This window comes from Echinicola sp. 20G (assembly GCF_015533855.1).
Taxonomy (GTDB): Bacteria; Bacteroidota; Bacteroidia; order Cytophagales; family Cyclobacteriaceae; genus Echinicola.
The window spans coordinates 4,835,553-4,858,150 of the sequence record NZ_AP024154.1 but is presented as its reverse complement, the minus strand read 5'-3'; the positions used below and the strand labels follow the sequence as shown (position 1 = coordinate 4,858,150).

General features: G+C 42.4%; 23 protein-coding genes and 1 riboswitch. Of the genes, 10 read left to right on the top strand and 13 right to left on the bottom strand.

Annotation, left to right across the window (positions count from 1 at the left end):
• Positions 1-61 precede the first annotated feature (61 nt).
• The 4 genes from JL001_RS19650 (at position 62) to JL001_RS19635 (ending at position 2,642) form a co-directional block, all read left to right on the top strand.
• Positions 62-631, top strand: coding sequence for a hypothetical protein (locus JL001_RS19650; protein WP_200979232.1), 570 nt, complete (start codon positions 62-64; stop codon positions 629-631).
• A 213-nt stretch (positions 632-844) separates the two neighbouring features.
• Positions 845-1,351 (top strand): hypothetical protein, encoded by a 507-nt coding sequence (locus JL001_RS19645; protein ID WP_192011732.1) that lies wholly within the window; start codon positions 845-847, stop codon positions 1,349-1,351.
• An 11-nt stretch (positions 1,352-1,362) separates the two neighbouring features.
• Complete coding sequence (locus JL001_RS19640) at positions 1,363-1,839, top strand: hypothetical protein (RefSeq protein WP_200979230.1); 477 nt, start codon at positions 1,363-1,365, stop codon at positions 1,837-1,839.
• A gap of 2 nt (positions 1,840-1,841) precedes the next feature.
• Entirely contained in the window at positions 1,842-2,642 is an 801-nt protein-coding gene (locus JL001_RS19635) for a YoaK family protein (protein ID WP_200979229.1), read from the top strand.
• Between the two features lie 74 nt (positions 2,643-2,716).
• On the opposite strand, the gene JL001_RS19630 is transcribed toward JL001_RS19635, so the two are convergent.
• Positions 2,717-5,551, bottom strand: coding sequence for a glycoside hydrolase family 2 TIM barrel-domain containing protein (locus JL001_RS19630; RefSeq protein ID WP_200979228.1), 2,835 nt, complete (start codon positions 5,549-5,551; stop codon positions 2,717-2,719).
• A 201-nt stretch (positions 5,552-5,752) separates the two neighbouring features.
• Between JL001_RS19630 and JL001_RS19625 the strand changes: the two genes are divergently transcribed.
• The 5 genes from JL001_RS19625 (at position 5,753) to JL001_RS19605 (ending at position 10,806) form a co-directional block, all read left to right on the top strand.
• On the top strand, positions 5,753-6,493 hold the full coding sequence (locus JL001_RS19625; RefSeq protein WP_200979227.1) for a FadR/GntR family transcriptional regulator: 741 nt from the start codon (positions 5,753-5,755) through the stop codon (positions 6,491-6,493).
• Between the two features lie 2 nt (positions 6,494-6,495).
• Positions 6,496-7,131 carry a bifunctional 4-hydroxy-2-oxoglutarate aldolase/2-dehydro-3-deoxy-phosphogluconate aldolase gene (locus JL001_RS19620; protein WP_200979226.1) on the top strand — a complete coding sequence of 212 codons (636 nt, stop codon included), beginning with the start codon at positions 6,496-6,498 and terminating at the stop codon, positions 7,129-7,131.
• Positions 7,124-8,284: a galactonate dehydratase gene (gene dgoD, locus JL001_RS19615; RefSeq protein WP_200979225.1), complete on the top strand. Its 1,161-nt coding sequence runs from the start codon at positions 7,124-7,126 to the stop codon at positions 8,282-8,284. The genes JL001_RS19620 and dgoD overlap by 8 nt, the downstream gene beginning before the upstream one ends.
• 158 nt (positions 8,285-8,442) lie before the next feature.
• Positions 8,443-9,765: a GntP family permease gene (locus JL001_RS19610; protein WP_200979224.1), complete on the top strand. Its 1,323-nt coding sequence runs from the start codon at positions 8,443-8,445 to the stop codon at positions 9,763-9,765.
• A 3-nt stretch (positions 9,766-9,768) separates the two neighbouring features.
• Positions 9,769-10,806 (top strand): SMP-30/gluconolactonase/LRE family protein, encoded by a 1,038-nt coding sequence (locus JL001_RS19605; protein ID WP_200979223.1) that lies wholly within the window; start codon positions 9,769-9,771, stop codon positions 10,804-10,806.
• Between the two features lie 53 nt (positions 10,807-10,859).
• Here JL001_RS19605 and JL001_RS19600 read toward each other — a convergent pair whose 3' ends face one another.
• Genes JL001_RS19600 through JL001_RS19580 form a run of 5 tightly spaced genes read right to left on the bottom strand, consistent with a single transcriptional unit; the run spans position 10,860 to position 14,544 of the window.
• Positions 10,860-11,540 (bottom strand): GIN domain-containing protein, encoded by a 681-nt coding sequence (locus JL001_RS19600; RefSeq protein WP_200979222.1) that lies wholly within the window; start codon positions 11,538-11,540, stop codon positions 10,860-10,862.
• The gene (locus tag JL001_RS19595; RefSeq protein ID WP_200979220.1) at positions 11,524-11,904 is read right to left on the bottom strand and encodes a GntR family transcriptional regulator; all 381 of its coding nucleotides are present in this window, start codon (positions 11,902-11,904) and stop codon (positions 11,524-11,526) included. The genes JL001_RS19600 and JL001_RS19595 overlap by 17 nt, the downstream gene beginning before the upstream one ends.
• Before the next feature lies 1 nt (position 11,905).
• The gene (locus tag JL001_RS19590; RefSeq protein WP_200979219.1) at positions 11,906-12,811 is read right to left on the bottom strand and encodes a hypothetical protein; all 906 of its coding nucleotides are present in this window, start codon (positions 12,809-12,811) and stop codon (positions 11,906-11,908) included.
• A gap of 1 nt (position 12,812) precedes the next feature.
• The gene (locus tag JL001_RS19585) at positions 12,813-13,703 is read right to left on the bottom strand and encodes a hypothetical protein (RefSeq protein ID WP_200979218.1); all 891 of its coding nucleotides are present in this window, start codon (positions 13,701-13,703) and stop codon (positions 12,813-12,815) included.
• A gap of 4 nt (positions 13,704-13,707) precedes the next feature.
• On the bottom strand, positions 13,708-14,544 hold the full coding sequence (locus JL001_RS19580) for an ATP-binding cassette domain-containing protein (RefSeq protein WP_200979217.1): 837 nt from the start codon (positions 14,542-14,544) through the stop codon (positions 13,708-13,710).
• Between the two features lie 138 nt (positions 14,545-14,682).
• On the opposite strand from JL001_RS19580, the gene JL001_RS19575 reads away from it, so the two are divergent.
• Positions 14,683-15,933 carry a phospholipase D-like domain-containing protein gene (locus JL001_RS19575; protein WP_200979216.1) on the top strand — a complete coding sequence of 417 codons (1,251 nt, stop codon included), beginning with the start codon at positions 14,683-14,685 and terminating at the stop codon, positions 15,931-15,933.
• A gap of 143 nt (positions 15,934-16,076) precedes the next feature.
• Here the strand turns inward: JL001_RS19575 and cobC are convergent, their stop codons facing one another.
• The 7 genes from cobC to JL001_RS19540 are packed head-to-tail and all read right to left on the bottom strand — an operon-like array spanning position 16,077 to position 22,006.
• The gene (cobC, locus tag JL001_RS19570; RefSeq protein ID WP_200979215.1) at positions 16,077-16,625 is read right to left on the bottom strand and encodes an alpha-ribazole phosphatase; all 549 of its coding nucleotides are present in this window, start codon (positions 16,623-16,625) and stop codon (positions 16,077-16,079) included.
• Complete coding sequence (locus JL001_RS19565; RefSeq protein WP_200979214.1) at positions 16,610-17,416, bottom strand: adenosylcobinamide-GDP ribazoletransferase; 807 nt, start codon at positions 17,414-17,416, stop codon at positions 16,610-16,612. Before JL001_RS19565 ends, cobC begins: the two co-directional genes overlap by 16 nt.
• A gap of 33 nt (positions 17,417-17,449) precedes the next feature.
• Positions 17,450-18,496: a nicotinate-nucleotide--dimethylbenzimidazole phosphoribosyltransferase gene (gene cobT / locus JL001_RS19560; protein WP_200979213.1), complete on the bottom strand. Its 1,047-nt coding sequence runs from the start codon at positions 18,494-18,496 to the stop codon at positions 17,450-17,452.
• Complete coding sequence (locus tag JL001_RS19555; protein ID WP_200979212.1) at positions 18,493-19,224, bottom strand: diphthine--ammonia ligase; 732 nt, start codon at positions 19,222-19,224, stop codon at positions 18,493-18,495. The genes cobT and JL001_RS19555 overlap by 4 nt, the downstream gene beginning before the upstream one ends.
• A 1-nt stretch (position 19,225) precedes the next feature.
• On the bottom strand, positions 19,226-19,735 hold the full coding sequence (locus tag JL001_RS19550; protein ID WP_200979210.1) for a bifunctional adenosylcobinamide kinase/adenosylcobinamide-phosphate guanylyltransferase: 510 nt from the start codon (positions 19,733-19,735) through the stop codon (positions 19,226-19,228).
• Positions 19,736-20,089, bottom strand: a complete 354-nt coding sequence (locus JL001_RS19545; RefSeq protein WP_200979208.1) for a DUF5522 domain-containing protein — start codon at positions 20,087-20,089, stop codon at positions 19,736-19,738.
• A gap of 3 nt (positions 20,090-20,092) precedes the next feature.
• The gene (locus tag JL001_RS19540; RefSeq protein WP_200979206.1) at positions 20,093-22,006 is read right to left on the bottom strand and encodes a TonB-dependent siderophore receptor; all 1,914 of its coding nucleotides are present in this window, start codon (positions 22,004-22,006) and stop codon (positions 20,093-20,095) included.
• 220 nt (positions 22,007-22,226) lie between these two features.
• A riboswitch (cobalamin riboswitch) is annotated at positions 22,227-22,422 on the bottom strand.
• Positions 22,423-22,598: the final 176 nt, after the last annotated feature.

The window sequence follows — 22,598 nt, the reverse complement described above, 5'->3', positions numbered from 1 at the left end:
AGATAATTGTACTGGCAGTTGGATTACGCCTAAGCCAATTGAAGTTTCTTGAATATTAAAAATGAACAAATTTAGATTTCTCGTTTTTATTCTATTGTTATCCTGTAAGCAAACTGTTTATAAACAGAAGATTGAAGGTACTGAATTAGCCATAAGTTTATTGGAACATTATATTCTGGCCGATTCCTTACATCTTCGAGGATATATATCTCCAAAATTAAAGGCTTATAAATACTATGAGTTGGAGTTTACATCAGATAGCTTAAGTTTCCCACCTCCTTATGGGTATGAATGGAAAAATGAAACTGCTTTGAATGATGAAATCGGTAATGACACTTACTTCGGGGATTCAGCTTCCAAGAGTCATGTAAAACACCAAATTATTAACGCTAAAGATCAGGTTAAGAAATTTAAGCTCACATCATTTGAAAATAGAAAAGCGGAAATGGAATTCCAGAAGGATTCATCATGGTACGTTTTCTATTTACCTATCTTCAATGAAGATTCATCTGCGGCCTATATGCAGTACGATCACTATCATGGAGGCTTCGGAGAAGGAAATGCAGCCATTTATATAAAGCAAGCAGGGGAGTGGGAATACCATGAGTTTATTCCTGGATGGATAAATTAATTTTTTAATCATTATTGATACGACACTTATGGAGACTTACTGTAAGTTAGTGATACTTTTTACCTGCCTTATAAATTGATGAAGCATGTCCCGACCACTGCAAGTGAAAATCATTTTACATTAGGGTAAATTCTAATCTGATCTTAATCTCATCTTTAAGCCATTTTAATGGACAGGGTATAATTTTGTCCATATCCTTAAAAAAGTGGCTATATGAAGACAAAGACCATCCTTATTCCGACTGATTTTTCTGTAAAATCCTTAAATATCGTCAAATCAGCTTTAAGTATTAACGACGATTGTGAGTTGGAAATCCTTTTGGTGCATGGCATCTACCTGCCGGACTCCATGACGGACCTTTTGCTCTTTTCGAAAAAGAAACTTTTGCAGGACCTGGAGACTGCTGAGTTTAGGGCCAGCTGCCAGATGATTGCCAGCAAGTATGAAAGCCGCTTACTGGAGCTTTCTTTGGATATTTTTTCTGGGTATAACCAAAGTGCTTTTGAAAACTACCTGGAGGCCAATCAGATCGATGAGATCTATGCGCCGACAGACCATGCCTTTAAGCCACGTCACAAGAACAGCTTTGACATGATGCCTTTTATCCACCGTTCCACCACCAACTTGGTGAAAGTGAAACGGATGGAGGTAGGAGAGAACTTTCGTCAAGAACGCAATGAGCTCTCCGGTCTCTTCTTCAGTGAATTGTCATCCCTCTAAACCAATCGCTTATGAAAGTTACATTGATCTACTTGGGCATCTTTATCCTCCTGATGGGCGGGGTGTTCAGCCTAATGGCCAATGACCGGAGCCCCAGTGAAAAACTGCTGGGAGACTGGGAAGAGGTCTCTTGGGAGTATGAGAAACTGGATGCGGCCCAGGGAGAAGAGGAGTGGACACTTTCCAAAAGCATCACGCAGCAATTAAAACAGGAAATCAGCCAAGAGTTGGCCATTCATAAGGCAGAAACTTGGAGTTTCTTTCCCGATGGCAAGATCAGCCTGGAAGGGAAAAATGGTAAAGCCTCCACATTGTCCTGGACATTGAAGGGGAGAGGACATGTCCTCAAGCTTTTTGGCCACGCGGATAGTGTGGAGCACTATCAGATCCAGAAGTTGACCGATGATACCATGGAGATCCATTTCAATACGGATTTGCAAGCCAGGGGAATCATCAAAATGACATTTAAGAAAATCAATCATTCGTAAAGATGCTGAGTAAGTATAGCAACAGTCGGACCTTAGGAGATAATATCAAGCTGGGAGCCTTGACGGCCTTTTCTGCCGGGATGGTCAATGTGATCTCGGTCATTATCTTCTTTGCGTTTACATCGAATGTCACGGGACACTATGCGGTGTTGGCGGAGGAAATCGCCAAGGGGAATTGGTACCAGGCTGGGGTGGTGGCCTCCTGGATATTGCTGTTCTTTTTTGGAGGTTTCACTGCCAACCTTATCATTATCAATTTCAACAAAACCTACACTTACCTGGCCCATGCGGTGCCCATTATCCTGGAAATCATTTGTTTGCTGATTGTGGGCAGCTATATCCAGTTTTATTACCAGGAAACCTTAGTGGAAACGGAGATTTTGGTGGGTTTGATGCTCTTTGCCATGGGGATCCAAAACGGGTTGACAGCCAGTATTTCCAATTCAGCCGTGAAGACCACCCATTTGACCGGCTTGACCACCGATTTGGGTATGCTGTTTTCGATGTTTACCAAAAAGGAATTTCGGGAAAACAAAGCCCTAAGGGGGAAAGCCAAAATACAAATGGCCATCATGACTTCTTACCTGTCTGGCGGGGTTGCGGCTGGTTTGGTTTACCTTAACATCGGGTACAATGTATTCTATATTGTCTGCCTGTTCTTGTTGGTGGTGATCGGATATGATTTTTATAAGCTAAAAGTGTCGATGTATATGAGTGCGCGACAGCCTTTTTTGCGGATCCAGTACCTGTCCGGTATGCATCGGAACAGGAAAAGAAAAAGAAAAGACCTACAAAATGCCTAAAGTAACCGATAGTGGTTTAATGTTTAAGTAGTGTGGAAAGGGGCTGTCTGATTTGGGACAGCCCCTTTTTTAAACTACTCTTGGAGGATACCAAAATAGAAATAAAGGGTCCGATTGACAGGGCCATTGAGATAAGTGTTTTCACCCATGGGACCATAAACGGATGCCCGGCCTGTAATTCCCAGTGCCAGTTTGCTTCCCAGGGCAGGAATGCCATCCAAAAAGGAAATATCGCCGCTAGGAAGGGTGGGATAGCCCCTTGGTCCAGAAATCCCATAGAAGTCAAACAACCTCACATAAAGGTTGCGTTCTTTGGCCACCACATAGAATTTGCCTTGGGCGGTATTGATCTCCATCCAGGCAACATCCCCAAAGTAGCCTTTGAACTCCGGATAGTCCCAAGGAGTAGCCCCCGTGTGGGTGTCGTTATAAAGGTTTTGATGTTGGTTAAATCGGCCTTGGGGACGGTTTTTCCATACCCTGTAAGGACCCTTGCCCAGCCATTTGGCACTGATGACATTGGATTCCGGGTAATCAAAACTGATGCCCGGGTAAGCATATTTTCCTTCTGGAAGTTCGTATTCATAATTCAGCGTTACCCAGCCATTGGAAGCAATGCGCCATTCCGCGAAGTTCATAGGCCCTTCATAGTTTACTTTGAAGACCGCATCTTTGCCCTCTTGCTCATAACTCACCTCAGTGACCTGGCTGCTTCCTTCTGTAAATACTGGACCATTTTGGAAGGAAAGCTCAGGGCCAGATGGTTTTTTGATTTTCACCAACATCCCGTCAGCCTTGTTGAAAGTCAAAGCAAAACCTCCGCCACTGATGGTCAGCAAGCTATCTTGATCCTCTATGGCGGTATCATTTTTCCCTTGATCAGCCATAATGGTTTGGGTCATCAATTTTTTGTTGGGCTGTAATGGCCATGACCAGGTATAGATTTCCTCACCTTGGGGATCATAAGCAGTCAGCATCAAAGCTTCCTGTGCTTTCCAGTTGGCTGGTAGGGGAAGTTTGAAGGCTGTACTGTCGGTGGGTGCTAAATCAGGGCCTTTTAATTCACCAGAACTAATTACCTCTAGGCCGGTTTGTGCTGCGCCTATTCCCTTGAACGTAACCAGTTTCCACTCAAAGTTGATCTCATTGAGGTTGGTGAAATGATAGCGGTTTTCCATTTCCAAAGTCCCGTCCCAAGCATCCAATTCGGATACTTCGTGGATTTTGATCGGCGAATAGATTTCCCGAATGGCGTAAAAGCTACCTTCCTTTTGACGGAAAGGACCCACCAAACCATCAGGGGCATTCAGTCTGTTGACATCAATTTTGTTGTGGATATCTGTACGGATGATTCCCTCATCGGCAAGCACCCAAAGGAAGCCACCTCCAGACATTTTGGAATCCCACATCAGTTCCCAATAATCGGAAAGTCCGGAAGCCCCACCGCCATCATCCTGCCCATGCAAAAATTCTGTGGGCATATAAATCAGGGAGTCTTTCAGTTTGTTTTGAAGGCTTTTGTAATTCTCATAGTGATCGGTGTCGATCCCGTTGTGTGCATTTCCAGGGCGGTGATGGGCATGTAGCACTGGCCTTTTGGAAGGATCATACAGGTCAAAATCATCATCCAGTTCCTTGTTGGTGCCTCCTTCATTGCCATTGCTCCAGAAGATGATGGAAGGGTGGTTGAGGTCCCTTTCAACCAATTCTTTGACCAACTTGGCGCCAGGTTCCGTGTTATAGGCATTTTGCCATCCTGCGAGTTCATCCATCACGTAAAGGCCCAAGGAGTCGCAGTAATCCAAGAAAGAAGGGTCTGGCGGATAATGGGACATCCTTACCGCATTCATGTTCATTTCCTTGATCATCAGGACATCATTCAGGTCGATTTCCGGAGTGAGTGACCTGCCTGTTTCAGGCCAAAAAGCATGTCTGTTAACCCCTTTGAGTTTTATCTTGGTGCCATTTAGGTAGATGCCATCTCCCTCTTTGATTTCGATGGTCCTAAAGCCAAATCGTTCGGTAAGGGTATGGATGGTTTCCCCATTTTGTACCAAAGCCACTTGGACATGGTACAAGTGTGGCGTCTCAGAAGTCCATGCTTGGATATTGTCAAACTGCCTGGACAATCGAATCGTGGAATTGCCTTTTTTGACTTTTTCAGTAATTGTTCCTAGGGTTTGGCCTTTGCTGTCCGTCACGATGGCTTGGAGCTCCGCATTTTTTTTCAAGCCATTAAGGGTTACTTCTGTAGCAAATGATCCATCAGCTTCTGCGATAATAGCAGCTTGCTGGATATGTTGTTGGGGCAGTGCCTGCAGGTAAACTGGTCTGAAGATTCCCCCAAAGATCCAGTAATCTGCGTAACGTTCGGCCCGATTGACCGAGTGATCTGCAGACATTTTACTGACGGTCACCTCGATCAGGTTTTCTTCCCCAAACTTGAGTTTGTCTGTGATGTCATATTTAAAGCGGTAGAAAGCTCCTTGGTGTATTTCTCCTGCCAATTGGCCATTGATCTTGACCTCTGTATCGGTCATGGAACCTTCAAAAACGATTTCCACTTTTTTATTGCTCCAATCAGCAGGAACCTCAAAAGTGCGCTTGTACATGCCCTTTTCATCTGCAAAGCGGAAACTTCTGCCATAGGTGACATAGTCTCTGCCGTAATTATAGGTGCCAAAACCTTCCTGTTCCCAGTGGGCTGGCACGGCAATTTTGGTCCAGTAACCACTGTTTCTGCCACCTGTGCAGTAAAAATCCCAATCTACAGTATGCTTGCTGTCTTTGCCACTGAGCAGCATTTTCTCTGTTTCTTGGGCGGTAAGTTGAAGTGAAAATAAAGTCAATAAAAAGCTTAATCCAAAGGTCAGCCCTTTTTTACAGGCTGTCAGGTTATTAGGTTTCATGTTACATGCTAGGTTTTATCACGCTACAAATAAATGAGAAATTGTGGGACAACTGTTCTGATGTGGATGGATCGATAGTTGGCAGGTAGGACACATAAGGAGTGAGGTAGGAGACTTCTCATACCTCTAAAACTTAAGAAAACCTGAGAGTATTTGTATGATGTATGACAAATTTATAACTTAAGGAAAATTTACGAGTACATGACATTTCAGCAAATAGGACAAGCAAAATCCCTGAGTCAAAGGGTGGAAGAGGAACTTACCCGGGCCATTCGAGAGGGTGAGTACCAGCCCGGGCAAAAAATTCCCACTGAGCATAAGTTGGGGGAGATTTTCCAGGTGAGCCGGACAGCTATTCGGGAAGCCATCAAAACCTTGAGTGCAAAGGGAATAGTAGAAGTTCGGAAAGGTAGCGGGGCATATGTTTCTGAAATCAGCGTACAGAATGCCTCCAAGATGCTGAATATGTTTTTTGAGCTTTCCTCAGATGCTGACTTGATGCTGCAGACCATTGAGGCCAGGCGGGTTTTGGAGCCTAGAATTGCTGCCGAAGCAGCGATAAAGCGAAATAAGGAAGACCTGTTGCTGTTGGAGCAAAACATGATGGAAATGAGGGACTGTCCTTTGGAGGACAAAAAGGCAGAAGCAGAATTGGATAATGACTTTCACCGAATTTTACTGTCGATTACCGGCAACAAAGTACTGGAATTATTGCTGGGGCCTGTTTTTAGCCTTATGCCGAAATACAAGATGAATGTTTTTGCTAAGCCAGCATCAGGAAATTTGGAAGCAGAAAAGGCCATTATGCTTAAGCATCATCAAAATATTTTAGATGCAGTCTCCAGACAGGATCCAGCGGGAGCTCATGAGGCCATAGAAAAGCACCTGCACGAAACCCGTAAAAACTTTCTGCATTTTACCCGATCCGTTGATCGCGCCTAGCCATGAACAGAAAAGAAATTCGCCAAATTATTCTTCAGGAAAAGTTGATTGCCATCCTTCGGTCCAAAAATACCGAAGAGATGGCCACGCTAGTCAGTGGCCTGGTCGCAGGCGGTGTGAAGGTGTTGGAAGTGACTTCCAATTCCAAAGATTTTGAAAAAATGATTGCTGAAAACCGACAGCGTTTTCCTGATGTTTTGATAGGTGCCGGAACCATTATCAATGGAGAGCTTGCCAGGCAATCCGTAGCGGCCGGAGCACAATTTTTGGTTTCGCCCAACACCAATGCTGAAGTGATTGCGGTAGCACATGTGAATGATATTCCTGTGGTCATGGGGGCATTGACCCCGACAGAAATCGGAGAAGCTTTGGATAGGGGGGCTGATGTGATCAAGCTCTTCCCTGCCGGCAACTTTGGGCCGGGTTATTTGAAAGCCATCAAGGCTCCCTTTGACCAAGCGCCTGTTTTTGCAGTGGGAGGGATCCACCTGGACAATTTGGAAGAATGGATGGATGCCGGCGCTGATGGGCTAGGTTTAGGGAGTGTGTTGACCCAATTTGAAGAAGAGCAAATCACCGAAGCATTGGTGGCAGGGAATGCGCGTAAGTTTATCGAAAAAATGAAGCGATATGCATAAAGATCTCAAAATAGAAGAAATAGTCCTTTACAAAGTACCTCCTCGGTGGCTTTTTGTGAAAATTACTACTAAATCCGGCCTTGTGGGTTGGGGAGAGCCAGTGGTAGAAGGCAAGGCAGATACGGTGGCGGCCTGTGTGGAAGAAATGAAACCGTATTTGTTGGGAAGGTCTGCCAATGAAATTGAGGATATTTGGCAGGTACTTTATCGGGGTGGTTTCTATCGGGGTGGTCCGATTCTGATGAGTGCCATTTCTGGTATTGACCAAGCGCTATGGGACCTCAAAGGTAAATACTTGAATGTCCCTGTTTACGAATTGCTGGGAGGTGCGGTGCGTCAAAAGATGAAGATGTATTGCTGGATTGGTGGAGATCATCCAGAAGTGGTTTTGGAGCAGGCACAGGAAAAAGTTGATGCTGGCTATAAGGCAGTGAAGATGAATGCCACGGGCGCCTTGGAATGGGTTGCTTCTGTCCCGGATGTGAAGAAAGTGGCAGACAATATCCGCTTGATTCGGGAAACTTTTGGGGATAAGCTCGATGTGGGATTGGATTTTCACGGTCGCGTCCACAAGCCGATGGTGAAAAGGTTGATAGATGAATTAGGGCCGTATGGTCCCTTGTTTATTGAGGAGCCCGTCCTGCCGGAAAACAATGATGCCTTAAAACATATCTACCAATATTCTTCTATTCCGATCGCTACAGGTGAAAGGATGTTTTCCCGTTGGGATTTTAAGGAAATCCTGCATCAGGGCGTGGTGGACATTATTCAGCCTGACCTGAGCCATGCAGGGGGCATTTCGGAAGTCAGGCGGATCGCTGCCATGGCGGAAGCTTATGATGTGACCCTGGCGCCGCATTGCCCCTTGGGCCCTGTTTCTCTGGCAGCAGCCCTACAAGTGGACTTTGTCTCAGCCAATGCCATCATTCAGGAAAGCAGTTTGGGCATCCATTATAACAAAGGCTTTGACCTGTTGGACTATGTGTCCAATCCGGAAGTCTTTGCGTTGGAGGATGGTTGCATTCAGTTGTTCAATAAGCCTGGCTTAGGGGTGGAAATCAATGAAGAAAAGCTCAAAGAAGGCCAGAAAATAGGACACGCCTGGTCGAATCCCATTTGGAGAAATGACGATGGGAATTTTGCGGAATGGTAATTACTGGATCGAGAAGCTAGATTCAAGATACTAGGCCTAAGATGTAAGTTAAAAGACGTTAGAAGTATGAAGAGAGAGTTGGAGAGGCGGATATATATTATTAGATCTTAGACATTGATTTAACCCTAAACATAATTAACCCATAACCCTAAACCCACATGACCTATTTGATCGCTTTGGTGATTTCCCTGACCCTTTTGGTATTGGGGATTGTGAAATTCAAGGTTCATCCTTTTTTCATGCTTCTCCTGACGGCTTTGGCCTATGGATTTATATCCGGTATGAGCTCTGCGGAAATCATCGATGCGGTCAATAATGGTTTTGGGGATATTTTGGGGAAAATAGGACTTATCATTCTCTTTGGGGTAACCATTGGAACCATCTTGGAAAAGTCGGGAGGGGCCTTGGTCATCGCCAACCGCATTTTGCAATTGATCGGTAAAAAATCATTGCATATGGCCATGATGCTGACAGGCTATTTCCTGTCCATTCCGGTTTTTGCGGACAGTGCCCTGATGATGATGAATCCTTTGAACAAGACCCTTTCCAAGAAAGCCGGAGTTTCCTATGCTGGAACAACCGCGGCCTTATCCATGGGCTTGACGGCTTCCCATGTGATGGTGCCGCCTACGCCGGGACCGATTGCAGCGGCCGGGATATTGGGTGCCAACCTCGGTGATGTGATCAGTTGGGGGCTACTGATCAGTGGGCTTTCCCTGTTTACCTGCTATTGGTATGCGGTGAAGGTGACCTCCAAACTCAAATTGCCCATTACAATGGATGTGGTGACTGCACCAGCGGAGCAGCCTGGACTTTGGAAGTCGGTTATGGCCGTGATTGTTCCCCTGATTTTGATTTTGATCAAGTCGGTATTGGAATATCCGTCGCTGGAACTGGAACCCAATTTCTGGGTAAATGTATTTACCTTTTTAGGAACGCCCGTAATCGCTTTGTTTGTTGGCGTCCTCTTGGCTTTGACGCTTCCCAAAAAACTGGATGAGACAGTTTTTGCCTCGACTGGCTGGATAGGAGAATCCCTGAAAGTGGCCGCACCTATTATATTGATTACGGGAGCGGGGGGGATTTTTGGTAAGATGCTCCAAAACTCCGGCATTGCAGAGGTGATTACTACTGGATTTGATGGGGCTAAATGGGGCTTGTTTTTTCCTTTTTTGTTGGCAGCCTGTCTGAAAACCACCCAAGGTTCTTCAACGGTGGCTTTGGTGACCACGGCTTCCATTTGTGCGCCACTGATGCCAGCTTTGGGTTTGAACCAACCTTTTATGCAGACCATGACGGTGTTGGCCATAGGGGCAGGCTCTTCGGTGGCTTCCCATGTGAATGATAGTTTCTTTTGGGTTTTGACCCAGTTGACTGGTATGAGTGTCAAACAAGGGTATCAGGTGCAAACAGCCGGAACCTTTATCTTTGGCACCACCGCCATGTTTTTGATTTTCCTGATCACCCAATTAATCGGATAGAAAATGAAATACCTGTTGTATACTTGTTTGTTTTGGGGACTTGTTTCCTGTGCTGCTCCCCAAGAGTCTTCGACACAATCTGATGAGGCAAATCCGTCTCAAACTGATCTGAAAGCTGATCGCTTTTCGGTAGAAATAATGGATAAGGCCGCTTTGGAGATCATTGATTCTGCGGCATCCATTCAGGTAATGGCGAGTGGCTTTATATGGACAGAAGGCCCTTTATGGATAGAAGAGGGGCAGTACCTGCTCTTTTCGGATATTCCCCAGAATAAGATCTTTAAAATGAGTGCAAAAGGGGATACCTCTACCTATTTGCTACATTCGGGTTTTGCTGGAGAAGGGTTCTACAGCAACGAACCTGGTTCCAATGCCTTGTTGCTAAATGATCAGGATGAATTGGTGTTGATGCAGCATGGAGAAAGGAGGGTAGCCAAGATGAAGACGGGACTGGATGCTCCAAAGGCTAGTTTTGGAAGTTTGGCCGATAACTACCAAGGTCAGCGTTTAAATAGTCCCAATGATGGGGTTTTTGATGCAGCAGGCAATCTTTATTTTACAGATCCTCCTTATGGACTTCCTCCGGAATATGCTGGAAAGGAACTGAGTTTTCAGGGGATTTATTGTTTGAAGAATACGGGCGAGTTGGTCTTGATGGATTCACTTTCCCGACCCAATGGCATCGACTTGTCTCCGGATGGACGAAAATTATATGTGGCCAATTCTGACGAGAAACATGCTGTTTGGTACCAGTATGATGTGGTGGAAGCTGGAAAAGTAAATAATAAAAAGTTGTTTTATGAGGTGACGGATTTAATTCAATCCGGAGGGGGTAATGGTTTACCGGATGGACTGGAAGTAAGCCGAGAAGGCTTTGTATTTGCTACTGGCCCTGGAGGTCTTTGGATCTTTAGCCCAGAAGGCAAGGCCTTGGCCAGGATCCACACCGGACAACTAACCTCCAATATTGCCTTTACCCCAGACCAAAAACAAATTTACCTTACTGCTCATCAGGATATTTTAAGGGTAGATTTAAAGTGAAAGAGGCTGTTCGGGAATAAAGTCCCGAACAGCTGGTAATTTATGTGCTAATATTAATTTGCGTTTACTTTTGAACTGTTATCTTTTTCGATATTTACATGATTAGGAGCGTTTCTAATAGATAATCTACTCTTTGTCATCTTTAAGTTGATAGACGTAGTGATATTCTGGAGATCAGCTTCAGCTTGATCTAATGAACCAGATAAACTATCAGCAAGTAGGATATGATTTTTGGATTGTCCCGTTGCCATAAGATGTAGCCTCTTCACTTTTATGTCATGGTTCATATCCAACCTACCCCCGCGGTTTTCAATATTTAAGGCATTGTAATTACCATGGACAGCTACTATACTATTTTTAGCCATATCAATATTTTCCAAGTTTTTTACATCAATCAATATAAACTGGGTAGGACTTTGCTCATTAGTTTTGCGACTGATATAGCAGGTATCATTTTCTATCCAGACATGATGGTTTAATTCACTTGAAAGAGTATCTCTAAGACCTTTGAAAAGTACTTTAGAAGTTTCGCTTTTGGTAATTGTGATATGTGTTGGGGTTAGAATTTTAATACTTGAAAAATTCTCAGATAATACCTCTTCTTTCAGTTGAACGATGTCCCTATAATCCAATCCGGGTCTTTTAGAATAGCTATGGGCGACCACAAAACAGGTGGTCAGGACGATCAATGTCAGTAGTGCAAAGCCTAATAGGATTTTATTGCTGGTTTTCATTGGTAGTTGTTTTAAGTATTTCTAATAATGGTTTTAAATCCTCTAGCGACAGTTGGAGGAGTTTGGCTTTATGGACCAAATGGGGTAGCTCATGTTGCAAAAAGTCTTCTTTTTGTCTTTGATAGATTTTTTGAGGCGCATTTTCAGCCACAAAGAAGCCAATGCCCCGTTTATTGTCCAAGATGCCCTGATCCTGAAGGATGCTATAGGTCCGCATGGCAGTGTTGCGGTTGACTTCCATTTCTTCTGCGATTTCCCGCACAGAGGGTACCCGGTCTCCTGGCGTATATTTGCTCTGGAGGATCTGTTCGCAAAGCCAATCGGCTATCTGAAGAAAGATGTTTCTGGATTCGTTAAACTCCATCTTAAACCTCCTTTTCTTTAAATCTAAAATAGGTCGCTACCCATAAAACAAGAGAAAAGAGTATTCCACAGATTAATGTTGTAAACATGGTCAGCGGAATTAGATCGTCAAATAGTTTGGGGTCATTTATGTTTAAGTTAATATCCCAAAACCCTCTTTGAGACGGGTTTAGTATGTTTGAGATAATGGCTAAATAGATGAATACAATTAGGATCATACCCATGATACTAAGGGGGCCGAGCAATATATTCCAACGCTTGAAAATTGTACCGCCAAAAAATACAATTGAAGCTGTTAAAGTATATATCGCAACAACAAAAGATAAGTTGAGGGCAAATGTTTTTGGATTATTTCCAATAAATTGTTCGAAAGAGAACTTTTCAATTTGAGGGAATAATGATGGTTTAAGATTATTCGAGGAAACATAATGTTTATGAATGGCTAAGTAAATTTCACTTGTTACATCTGCAGTAAATTTGAAGAGAATAGGGTAGAGAACGAGAAAAAGGAAAACCCTGACTCCCCATTGTAAAAGGAATTTTTCAAAATTAGAACTAGGTAATAAAAGGTGTTTTAAAGTTTTCTTTTCGTTTTTTAATCCAGGAAAGCTATTTCCCACAATGGCAATTCCATAAATAACAGCTCCCAAGAAGAGAAAGATGTTATAACTGTTACTTTTAAAAGGAATTGAGGTACCCGAGTATCCATGGCCCATCTTTATTTCTCCTGGAAATGCAATCCATAAAACGGTAGCAATTCCCAACATAGCAACCGGAAGGGTAGCAATATAGTGAAGCTTATTGCTATTAAAATCGTATTTAAGCAGGTTCCAAAACCGACTTAAGCTAAAGAATTCATTTTGTGTATTCATGGTTTTGAATTGTGTTTCTTTGTTATTTTGATCCATTTTATACCTCCTGTTTTTTAAAGGTGAAATAGGCAAGCAGCCAACAACAAATAGACCCCATCCCTGTCAATATTATTCCAAAGAACATGCTTAAAGGAATTTGGGTACCAAAGAAGTTCAGGTGAGGTGTAATTTCAATAAGGTCTGAGGCCCAATAGTCTTCTTTATTTTGGGGTAGCACTTTTAAAAGTAAAAGTCCGGCTGTCGCCAAAGCCAATACAGATAATGGCCCAAGGAAGAGGTTATGTTTTTTAAAAACGATACTACCAGCAAATAATATGGATACCCCCAAGAGCGGTAAGGAGAAAAGTGATATAGTAGATAGAAGCGAATGGGATTCGTTTCCTAATAGATCGCTTAATTCAAACTTTCCAATTTTAGGTAACATGGAAAGTGGAACACCGTAATTATTAAACTCTGCCGCCTTGTGAGACAAATAAATGTCAACCGCTAGGTTAGCTGAAATTTTGAAAACTATTGGGTACAAAACCACAAATAGAAACAATCTCACTAGCCACTGGGAAAAATATTTCTCAAAGGTTGATGCAGGTAAGCAAAGTAAGGTATTCATTCCCCTACTACTTTTTAAATTTGGGAAACTGTTTCCCACTATAGTTATCCCAAAAAGGATAAAACCGAGGAAAAAAAAGAAGGTATATGTGCTTTTTTTCCAAGGAGATAGATATATAGCGCTATCAATAGGAAGAAAACCTAGTTTTGCATAGTAGCCATCCGGTTGTTCCGTTTCGGGAAAAGAAATCCATAGTATCACGCCAATGGCTAGCATGGCTGTTGGTATGATGGCCATATAGTAAAGCCTATACTTATTGAAGTCGTATTTAAGCAGGTTCCAAAACCGGCTTAGGCTAAAGAATTCATTTTGTGCATCCATATTCTCAGACTTTCACGGCTTGTGGTAAATGAAGCTGGTTGCTGATCACAGCATTAAAAAGGAGCTCCAAGGAAACTTGGGAAGCTTGTTGGCCAGGTTGAAGCGGAGCAATGAAATGATGGCCTCCCATGCTTTTTTCTACATAGACACTGGTTTCTGATGGAGTTTGTGAAAATCCAAAATGCCATTGGTCTGCAATATCCAGCATATCCTGATCAAAAATGACCTTACCCTGGTTGATGATGACGGCCCTGTCAATCAGGTTTTCTACATCCTTGACTTGATGGGTGCTGATGATAATGGTTTGGTCTTCTTGCATGTGTGCAGTGACCAGCTTTCTAAACAGGCTTTTGGAAGGAATGTCCAGTCCATTGGTGGGTTCATCCAAAAGGATGGTCTTGCAGCCAGAAGCCAAAGCAAAGGCTATCAACAACTTCTTTCTTTGACCATAGGACATGCTGCCCAGTTTTTGGTCGAAGGGCAGGTCAAAGGCTTTTTGTAATTCGGTCATCTTATCGCGGTCAAACTGAGGATAAAATGGCGCTAAGGAATTAATGTACCGTTGGATTCGTGTCTTTTCTGGTAGAAAGTTTTCTTCTGGCAGTAGCATCAAATCTTGCAAAAAGAAAGGAGAACGGTTGAAGGGCTTGAAACCATTGACCTGAATCTCGCCTTGTTTCGGATTGAGTAGTCCACTGATCAATCTCAGTAAGGTGGATTTTCCCGCACCGTTTTTTCCTAAAAGTCCAATGACCTGGCCAGGCTGAACTTCCCAGTCCATTTGATCGAAAAGTTGAGTTTGCTTTTTGTGGGCAAAACTCATGTTTTTTAATAAAATCATTACTTAGTGTTTTAGTGTCATAGTGTATTATGACACTAAATAATGAATTTAATTTTCAGCGTGCAAATCTTCGAATGATTTTTTTCAGAATTTATAAAGTAGGTGAGCAGATCCTTTTGAATTGTTTATTTTAGGTATATGATTCAAGCATATTTTTCATGCAGTGATGACCCAGTTTCCCTTCAGGAAAGGGTGTTGATGGAACTTGACGCTGTTTTGGATTGGAAAGAGCAACATGTTCAGTTGGATTTGATGGTTTTTTCATTTACGGATGAGTTGATATACAGGAAGTTGAGGGAGCTGTTGCTTTTATGCCCTCGCTTGGAAATAAGAATATTGGCAGATTGGGGTAATATATCCAGTGATAAAGACAGAAAGTTGTTGGTGCTGGTGGAGGAGGGACATCCCAATTTACATGTCCGACTTAAATATGATTTTCCTTATCATTGGAATGAAGATAGCCAGAAATTGGAATGGGATTATAAGGCCAGTTACGGTTTTTTGCACCACAAAACCTTGATGGTGAGTGTCGAGAGTGAAGCAAAGGTGATGCTGGCAGGTAGTTATAATTGGACCAAGAAATCCAATAGGAGCTATGAAAACCTGTTAAAAATCACGGCTTCATCCATTACTGATACGCTCTTTGATGCATTTAGGAACGAATTCAATGCCATTTGGGAAGGAGGTGGGCTTTCCCTTACTTTCTTTGAAGCGCAAGAGCATGTTCAAATGATCGAGGCAGCTAATCGAAAGGGATATTTTCCCAATCCCGCCAAAGCTATTGCTGCTCGAATGGTTGAAGATCAATTTTTAGGGGAAACTAGAAAAAGGTTTATAGAGAGCGATTCATTGGTGGCTTTTTCTGGAATGAATCCCTTTGACCAAAAAGTTTATCCTGGTTTTGCCTTCCCAAATAGAACCAGAAAATTTCTGTTAAAAAAAGATGGCGGCTCGGAAAAGGAAGTGCCATTGGATATCACCACGGTTTCTTTGGATATCATTAAAAGGGCCATTCCCCAAACGGTACTTAAAGTGGCGATGTTTGCCTTATCCGCCCGAGTGGCAGAATTCAATGCATTATTAGAAGCTGCGAGAAGAGGAGTGCAGGTAAAGGTTATTTTGGATAGAGGGGCTGGAAAGACCACCGCAGATCGCTTACAGGAAATAGCATCTCGAGAGCATATACCAATTACGGTAAAGATGGGCAAAAGGATGATGCATCAGAAATACATCGTTGACTTCACCCATCAAAATGTCATGACTGGAACGGCCAATATGACGATAGATGCGATAGGTAAGCATGCAGAGCATCGGTTTCTGTTGAAGAACAATCCTGTTGCGCAAAGTTTCTCCGATAATTTTGATATGATGTGGGAAAGGATTGAATGAGGTGGCTACAAAAAATGAGACCGGAGAGCGAACTGCTGACTCCGGTCATTATACCTTGAAAATAATGCTTAGACTATCTTCACTTCTAAAGTAATTAAAATTTGTGTCGAATCAAAATTAATATGTTGGTTTTTAGTGCTTTATTATTGTTTGATCAGCTTATTCATGCTAAATGTAATTACTTGTCCATAGTCCACTTTCAGGTCAAATGAATCTTTTAAGTCTATGTTGTTCAGATAGGCGTTCATTGCCCTGATAGGTCCAGCATGAGTGATGATGACAGCTTGTTGGACATCGGAGCTTTTTAATTCAGTAAGAAAATCCACACAGCGCTGGTAGAGGTCTTGATAAGATTCTCCGTTTTGGCAGGGAGTATTGACAAAGTCCTTCATCCAAGGGTTGATTTCTTCTTTGGGAATGTCATTCCATGCTTTTAGCTCCCATTCTCCAAAATTCAACTCCATTAACCTACTGTCCAAAGTGATAGGGGAACGAAAGAAGTTTACGGCCAGTTTTTTACATCTTGTTAATGGACTGCTAAAAACAGCAAAGTCAGGATTCAAACGGGGAAGGTTTTTCTTAATAAGAGTAACTTCTTCCTCGAAAGTGTCGGCAATTTCAATATCTGATTGTCCATAGCAAATCCCCTTTGCAATTTGAGGAGTAGTATGTCTGATCAGGTGAATTTCCATATTACTAAAATACTCAGGTAGAAAACAACTTCGGTTACTTGTTGTACGGCACCAAGGCAATCTCCAGTGTAGCCACCGATCCATTTGTTGAACCATTTCCCCAGCCACCATTTGGCTACAAAGCAGGGTAAAAGCGCCAAGAAAACTGCATAGTTTTCGAAAAGCGCAAGTGGGAGCAGTCCAAATACTGAGGCTATAAATAAGTCGATGAGGGGTAACTCTCCCTTGGCTATAGGCTTGGATTTACTGCCGATATTATCATTGATCTTGGCATATTCATGACTTTTGAAAAAGGTCAGGGCCATAAATCTACTGACCGAATGGCCAGAAATAAAACAGGCCAAGATCACTTGGTAAAAATCAAAGGAAAAAGCATTCGTTTCGGCCCAACTCACTAATTCAATAAGTGCGAGGAATTTCAATGGAATCATGATGAGCAGTCCGATGGATCCATAAGTTCCTAACCTGCTGTCCTTCATGATGGTGAGGATCTTTTCTTTGGTCCATCCACCTCCAAAACCATCCATGGTATCAGCAAAACCATCTTCATGAAAGGCACCTGTTGTGATGATGGAAACGGCAATGGACAATATTACGGCAAGGTTGATGGACAGTATGTTCAAAAGGCCTATAACTGTCAAGCCAGAAAGACCACCTACAATCCAACCGATCAGTGGGAAATATTTGCGAGAATAAATCAAATACTCCTCGGAGTGATCCACCCAAGACGGGCAAGGGATTCTGGTATAGAACATTACTGCTGTTAAGAAAGCGTGTAATTCTTTCTTCATATTTTGGAATTCGGGTTATATCCTGATTAATCTTTATTTGGCTTGACTGACTCCAGCAGACTCAAAACTTGCCATCTGGTTGAGGAAGGTACAGGCCGCCAAAACGATAGGGTAAGCAACGGCTGCACCGGAACCTTCTCCCAGTCGCATGTTAAGCTGCAATATAGGCTTTGAGTTGAGGAATTCGAGCATTGCCTGATGTCCTTTCTCATCGGAGCAGTGGGTGAATATACAGTAGGGTAGAATATTTGGATTTATTTTTGAAGCAATCAATAGGGCGGCAGTGGTGATAAAACCATCTACCAATATTGTCATTTTTTTTTCTGCAGCCTTCAGCATCCCTCCACAAATTTGTGCTATCTCTAGACCTCCAAAAGTAGTCAAAATAGAAAAATGATCCTCAATGTTGATGTCTTTATGTTTATAAACTGCTTTTTTTAGGGTTTGAAGTTTGTTTTCTTGTTGTTTAATATTAGTGCCAGTGCCCTTACCTACGCAGTTTTCAAGTGGAGTATCACATATGTAATGCATGATAAGTGCCGCAGAAGAAGTATTACCAATACCCATTTCGCCAAAACCAATGACGTTACAGCCATTTGTGAAAATCTCTTCTACAATGTTAGCTCCCTTTTGGATGGCTTTATTAGCCTGTTCTGCACTCATGGCAGGTTCTTCAAGGTAGTTTTTGGTGCCCAAGGCAATTTTTGCATTGACCAAACCGGGGAGATTCCCAAAGTCATGATTTACCCCGGCATCCACTACTTTGATGGCAATATTATTCTGTTTGGCCAAAACATTGATGGCTGCTCCTCCTAAGATAAAATTCATGACCATCTGAAAAGTGACTTCCTGCGGATAAGGATTGACCAATCCGGTTTTTGCAATACCATGGTCTCCGGCAAAAACAACAATATGTGGTTTCTTCAATTCTGGACTGGTGCTTTGCTGTATCAGGCCGATTTGAAGGGCCAGCTCTTCCAGCTGTCCAAGTGCACCAATAGGCTTTGTTTTACCATCAATTTTGGACTGAAGCTTTTCTTTTATTTCTAAGTTAATGGGCGTGATATTGAAGTCGATCATGGTTTGGGAATTAGGTCAATATAATGAAAACCTACTTTATCGGGTGTTTCTTCCTTTTCAGAAAAACAATTGTCATTGCTGTCTTTTGGAGTGTCATAGGTTCTAAAAACCTTTTCTCCCAATTCGAAATTGATGGCTTTGTTGAAAATAGGGCCATCAAAAACAAAGGTGTGAAACTCACCATTTTCTCCACAGGGATCTACACCCTTAGGCAGATCTTTGATAAAATCATGGTCTATGACTCTACCTACAAAATCTTCAGAAAGCAATGGTGCTTTGGTACAAACCACTATGGTCTTGAATCCAAGATCAAGAAATTCATGGATCAGTTCAGTGGTGTTTCTTTTCCAAAGAGGGAAGTGTCCTTTTAAGCCTATCTCTGCCAATCGATCTTCACGGTATTTTTTCAGGTCCTCCAAAAAAATATCACCAAATATGCTGTACGTGATTTTTGCGTCTTTTAACTCTTGCATGGTACTTTTCATGATCTGGTCATATTCAGACATGCTAGGCATCTCAGGAAGTAGTATTTCATGGACAGGAATGCCAATTGCATTTGACTGCGCTTGGAGAAGTTCCCTTCTTACTCCATGCATGGAAATTCGATCATGTTTTGTGTTGACAGTGGTCATAAGTTGGGTGACCTTATACTGCTTTTCATGTAAGATGTGATGTAAGGCCAAGGCACTGTCTTTTCCTCCGCTCCAATTGAATACGCTATTGATCATGTTATTTGAGTTTAATGGGGAGCCCTGAAACCATAAAAGTGGCCTTGTCCGCTTTTTGAGCAATATACTGATTGATCCATCCTTGCAGTTCGGTAAACTTTCTGCCCACTTCTGTTTGTGCGTGCAGGCCCATCCCTATTTCATTGGAAATAATGAAAACAGTGCTTTTTTGGGCATTTTTGAAAAATAGATCCAATTCTGCTTTGCATTTTTCCAGACATTCAGCCACATCATTTTTCGTATCTGCATACCAATTGGTTAACCAAAGTGTGACGCAGTCTATGACCACTATTTTGTCCTTGATATCCACCGTCCCCAAGAATTTATCTTCCTCAATGGTGGTCCATCTTTCATCCCTGTCTGCCAGATGCCTATCCACTCTTTTTTGGAAATCATCATCCCAAATCCGTGAAGTAGCCAAATAATAGAGAGGGAAAGACTCTGCTTCTGCCAGCGTTTGTGCATATCGACTTTTTCCTGATCTTTCTCCTCCTGTAATGTAGTGTACCATTTATTTTTCGATTTTTTGATAGGGACAATTTTGGCAGCCGTTGCCACAACATTTTCCTTGGCGTAAAAGGTACCAGGAAGTAAAGACATAAAAGCCGGCTTCATTGATGGTATAATCAATCCCTTCAATCAATTGCTTCGGAAGTCCCATTTGCTGGATCGTTTTTACTTTTTCTTTGGTAAGTGGAGTGGTCCAACTGTCAATTCTTTGGATGACTTCTTGTTTGAGGCAATCGGGACAGAGACAGCCCTTTTCTTTTTCAATAGGGACAATAGGAGGAAAAGCACTGCACCAGCATTGGTGAGTGCATTCAAATGATTGCTGACAATTGGGACAGTGCTTTTCCTTGATCATGGGTTAAAACTGAAAACGTGCTCCAAGACTGAAAGTTCTTCCTCGGGTTGTATAACCATAAATTGCAGTAAACTCTTCATCCAAGAGGTTGTTGATACCCCCATAGATATTGAGTTTATTTTCCAAGAAGCCTTGCTGTACAAATAGATCAACCAAACCATAGCTATCTAAGTCCAGCTCCCCACCATAGCCCCAATCATAGATGGTTCTTTTGCTGGTAAAGTTATATTTCAAAGAAACTTGGGTGTTTTCAGCTGGGCGCGCATTGAAGGCAAGTCCCCATTTATTTTTTGGGATCCTGTAAAAAGTCTCCGGCTTATCGGTACTGACATGGGCAAAATTGGCAGACATGTCAAAGTACTGATTGACCAGCCAAGAAAAGTCCGCCTCAAAACCTTCCACTCTTCTCTCAGAGGCGGTATTCTGATATTGGCCGGCAATGTAATTCCCCTCATCATCATAAATGGAAACAAAGTCAATAGGCTCTGATTCATCACGGGTAAAGTGTACCAGGTTCAATGTAAATTCATCCCCCACGTAAAAAGAAACGCCTTGCTCATAGTTTAAAGACTCTTCTGGATTCAGGTCTGTGTTACCATAAAGCGGAGAGTTGATCTGGTAGAGGGAAGGGGTAACGTAAGATGTTGATACCGAAGCCAAGACCTTCATAGAGATAGTCTGAGTCACCGCAAACAAGTAGCTGGGATTGACATTATAAATAAACTTAGCATCATACTCAGAATGGGTATTGACCCTAGCGCCAGCATGAATATTGAATCCTGAGTTGGTTTCATAGAACAAAGAAGCATAAGGGTCTATGATGGTAAACTTGTTGCTGTCAAAACTTAAGTCACCAGGCTGTTCATAAGAAAACTGCTGCAAGTTTAGCCCCCAAAGCCCTTTTAATCCCTCAATGATCTGGTGTTCTTGGGTAAGATCCAGCTGTAGGTTTCTGCCTTTATATTCAGAAGGGTAGGAGCTGATAAATTCCCTTTCATTCTGGTTGTAAATTGACTTTAGTTTGATGACCCCTTTTGCATAGGTATAGGAAGGAGTAAGTCCAAACCGTAGTTGGCTGCTAAGTTGTTGGTTATTGGCATCGGTAAAAGTATTATCATCGTAATCCGCTTCCATATCATCATATGCGCTGACAAAGTCCAAGTGAAAACGGTCTGAAAAATCATAGCCCAGTTTGAGCATGGCATTTTTTCTGTCCATTCCATCTTTGCCAAAAGGAGTGGCCGACTGTTCTTCCGAAGCAGAAGTAAAACCTTCTGAAGTAAAATAGTTGCCCGACACCATATAGCTAAACTTTTCATTTTTACCATTGATATTGAGGTTGCCATTGTAAGTGCCAAAGGAACCACCATTAAAGTCCACCGTACCGGCTATCTTTTGTTTGTCCTGTGCAGATTTTAATTTGATATTGATAACAGCTGCGGATGCGCCTGTGCCGTACAATGTGCTGAGACCACCTTTCAGCACCTCAATGGATTCCACTTGACTTAAAGAAAGCAACCTTAGGTCAAAAGTGGAAGAAATATCAGAGGGATCATTGATGGGAAGCCCGTCAATTAGGATAAGGGTATTTTTGCTGCTTGCCCCGCGGACAAAATAGCTAAGGTTAGTTCCTGGAGCACCAAAATTACCATCGATTTGTATTCCAGGTACTTCATTCAAGATGTCAGCTACGGTTTTACCAGCATTTTTCTCAATGTCACTTTGGTCTAACTTGTAGATGGTTTTACCTGACTTTTCTACGGGGATTTCAAACTTGGTGCCGGTCACCACCACTTCTTCTAGCTCTTTGGTTTCCTGAGCTGTAAGGTTGGAACTCAATAAGGAAAGACCCGATAGCAGAATAGCTGTGGTCCACTTTCCTCTTTTGCTCTGTAAGGGAACAATAAATTTGTTCATAGCGTGCTTAATTTTTTAAAATGTTGAATAATGAACACTATGAACTTTCTGGGAAAACTGTAAAACGATCCTCAGCGCTAAGGACGTTTTTCATGGCTTTTCTTGCAATGGGCTTGGAGGGATCTACCTAACCAAATGCCTTTGCAAGGAACGCTCAAGAAATAGGATAGAGACTTAATAAAAAGTATTATCATATTCAAGATCGTTTCACCCGAAAGCTCTGAATTAATTGGTCAATGGCAGGTCTTCTGACTTGCTTCACTCTTGGCAGCCTTCCCACCCGCATTTGCGGACAGTGGCAGAGAGAGCCAAGAGCTTTTGGAAGCTTACAGCTGCGGGTACAGTTCCGGATTCCCACCGGATTCCCTATTAAACCTTTCTCCAAAGAGATTGGTACCAAAAACTTCCGCAAAGGTAGTCAATTTTTGTTTTTATGTTCGGTTGGTATTCAATATGACTTTTGATATGGGGAAATTATGATCGGCAAAGCGCCTTAGATCAGGAAGTTGGCAGTATAAAAAAACCGGATTTGAAAGTGGGTTTGCAAAAGTGGTACAAAAAATTGACAGGGTGATTAGCCTGAAAATAATAT

Coding starts and splice junctions, on each gene's coding strand:
- JL001_RS19650 (WP_200979232.1), top strand. CDS start 62: ATGAACAAATTTAGATTTCTCGTTTTTATTCTATTGTTATCCTGTAAG.
- JL001_RS19645 (WP_192011732.1), top strand. CDS start 845: ATGAAGACAAAGACCATCCTTATTCCGACTGATTTTTCTGTAAAATCC.
- JL001_RS19640 (WP_200979230.1), top strand. CDS start 1,363: ATGAAAGTTACATTGATCTACTTGGGCATCTTTATCCTCCTGATGGGC.
- JL001_RS19635 (WP_200979229.1), top strand. CDS start 1,842: ATGCTGAGTAAGTATAGCAACAGTCGGACCTTAGGAGATAATATCAAG.
- JL001_RS19630 (WP_200979228.1), bottom strand. CDS start 5,551: ATGAAACCTAATAACCTGACAGCCTGTAAAAAAGGGCTGACCTTTGGA.
- JL001_RS19625 (WP_200979227.1), top strand. CDS start 5,753: ATGACATTTCAGCAAATAGGACAAGCAAAATCCCTGAGTCAAAGGGTG.
- JL001_RS19620 (WP_200979226.1), top strand. CDS start 6,496: ATGAACAGAAAAGAAATTCGCCAAATTATTCTTCAGGAAAAGTTGATT.
- dgoD (WP_200979225.1), top strand. CDS start 7,124: ATGCATAAAGATCTCAAAATAGAAGAAATAGTCCTTTACAAAGTACCT.
- JL001_RS19610 (WP_200979224.1), top strand. CDS start 8,443: ATGACCTATTTGATCGCTTTGGTGATTTCCCTGACCCTTTTGGTATTG.
- JL001_RS19605 (WP_200979223.1), top strand. CDS start 9,769: ATGAAATACCTGTTGTATACTTGTTTGTTTTGGGGACTTGTTTCCTGT.
- JL001_RS19600 (WP_200979222.1), bottom strand. CDS start 11,540: ATGAAAACCAGCAATAAAATCCTATTAGGCTTTGCACTACTGACATTG.
- JL001_RS19595 (WP_200979220.1), bottom strand. CDS start 11,904: ATGGAGTTTAACGAATCCAGAAACATCTTTCTTCAGATAGCCGATTGG.
- JL001_RS19590 (WP_200979219.1), bottom strand. CDS start 12,811: ATGGATCAAAATAACAAAGAAACACAATTCAAAACCATGAATACACAA.
- JL001_RS19585 (WP_200979218.1), bottom strand. CDS start 13,703: ATGGATGCACAAAATGAATTCTTTAGCCTAAGCCGGTTTTGGAACCTG.
- JL001_RS19580 (WP_200979217.1), bottom strand. CDS start 14,544: ATGATTTTATTAAAAAACATGAGTTTTGCCCACAAAAAGCAAACTCAA.
- JL001_RS19575 (WP_200979216.1), top strand. CDS start 14,683: ATGATTCAAGCATATTTTTCATGCAGTGATGACCCAGTTTCCCTTCAG.
- cobC (WP_200979215.1), bottom strand. CDS start 16,625: ATGGAAATTCACCTGATCAGACATACTACTCCTCAAATTGCAAAGGGG.
- JL001_RS19565 (WP_200979214.1), bottom strand. CDS start 17,416: ATGAAGAAAGAATTACACGCTTTCTTAACAGCAGTAATGTTCTATACC.
- cobT (WP_200979213.1), bottom strand. CDS start 18,496: ATGATCGACTTCAATATCACGCCCATTAACTTAGAAATAAAAGAAAAG.
- JL001_RS19555 (WP_200979212.1), bottom strand. CDS start 19,224: ATGATCAATAGCGTATTCAATTGGAGCGGAGGAAAAGACAGTGCCTTG.
- JL001_RS19550 (WP_200979210.1), bottom strand. CDS start 19,735: ATGGTACACTACATTACAGGAGGAGAAAGATCAGGAAAAAGTCGATAT.
- JL001_RS19545 (WP_200979208.1), bottom strand. CDS start 20,089: ATGATCAAGGAAAAGCACTGTCCCAATTGTCAGCAATCATTTGAATGC.
- JL001_RS19540 (WP_200979206.1), bottom strand. CDS start 22,006: ATGAACAAATTTATTGTTCCCTTACAGAGCAAAAGAGGAAAGTGGACC.